General features: G+C 42.9%; 2 protein-coding genes. Both read right to left on the bottom strand.

Annotated elements, in window-relative coordinates:
- Positions 1 to 54: 54 nt before the first annotated feature.
- Positions 55 to 906, bottom strand: coding sequence for an IS3 family transposase (locus B5D55_RS11375; RefSeq protein WP_078934120.1), 852 nt, complete (start codon positions 904 to 906; stop codon positions 55 to 57).
- Positions 894 to 1,217 (bottom strand): transposase, encoded by a 324-nt coding sequence (locus B5D55_RS11380; RefSeq protein ID WP_078934121.1) that lies wholly within the window; start codon positions 1,215 to 1,217, stop codon positions 894 to 896. Before B5D55_RS11380 ends, B5D55_RS11375 begins: the two co-directional genes overlap by 13 nt.
- Positions 1,218 to 1,300 lie beyond the last annotated feature (83 nt).

Raw genomic sequence — 1,300 nt, forward strand, 5'->3', positions numbered from 1 at the left:
TAAAATGCGCTATTTAGTCAACACAAAATTTTTACAGGTTTAAGGTGTAAAAATTTATGCAGCCTTTTTCCTTTCCAGTTCATTGTACTGGAAGCATTTATACATTTCATCAGGCACGTTGTAATCCAGAGACTGATGAAACCTCGCCGTATTGTAGAAGTTGAAGTAGGCATCAACTCCTGTCTTCAAGTCCTTCATTGTTTCGTAGCGTTTAAGATAGATGTCCTCGTACTTGAGGCTTCTCCAAAGACGCTCAATTCTGATGTTGTCCAGAGCCCGGTCTTTTCCGTCCATGCTGATCTGGATGTTGTAATCAACAAGAACTTTGATAAAAACATCAGATGTAAACTGGCTTCCCTGGTCTGTGTTGAAGATTGCAGGACAGCCGTATTCTTCGATTGTTTCCCTCAGAAGATTTGCGTACTGCAGTGCATCCATTGTGTTGAACACGCGCCAGCTCAAGACCTTTCTTGAGAACCAGTCGATTATTGCCATCAGGTAAACATTCCCTGTCGGCAGCTTTATGTAAGTGATATCCGTTGACCAAACCTGATTCGGATATCTGATTACCTTGTTTCTGAGAAGATACGGATACTTCTTGTGATATTTACAGGCTTTTGAAAGATTCTTGCCCGGAAATACCGCCGTAATCCCGAATCTTCGCATTACACGGCGTACGGTCGCTTCCGTGGTGTCGCCGCAGCGTTTATTTATTTCACGCCAGATTCTGCGGTAACCGTAGAACGGATACTCAATCTGAACTTCCTTGATTTTCACAAGCAGATTGAAATCTTTTTCATCATGCCCTGAGCTCGGCTCGTAGTAATACTGGCTTCGAGAAATCCCGAGCAGCCTGCACTGATGCGAAATGCTCAAGACTTTGTAAGCCGGATCTATTTTATCCACGAAGGAGGCTCGATTCCGTAAAGTTGCCTGTACTTTTTTTTTAAGTAATCAAGCTCAATTTTCTGTTCGCCGATTGTCTTCAGGTATTCGCTTTCTTTTTCTTCCTGCCGGCGGACTTCTTCAGATTTCTTGTTCGGACGCTCAAAAAGATCTGCCATACCTGCAATTGCCTGTGCCTTCCACTGCGAAATCTGATTCGGATGAACGCCATATTTTACTGCAATTTCCTGAATCGTAGATTCTTCTCGTAAAGCTTCAAGAGCAACCTTTGCCTTGAATTCCTTGCTGAATGTCTGTCGTTTCTTTGCCATGTGCTAACCGCCTTGCTTAATTTATCGGCTGTTTGCACCTTAAATCTGTTCCTTTTTCTGTGCTGTTTTACGCACTCATTTTA

The organism is Treponema porcinum (genome assembly GCF_900167145.1).
GTDB lineage: Bacteria > Spirochaetota > Spirochaetia > Treponematales > Treponemataceae > Treponema_D > Treponema_D porcinum.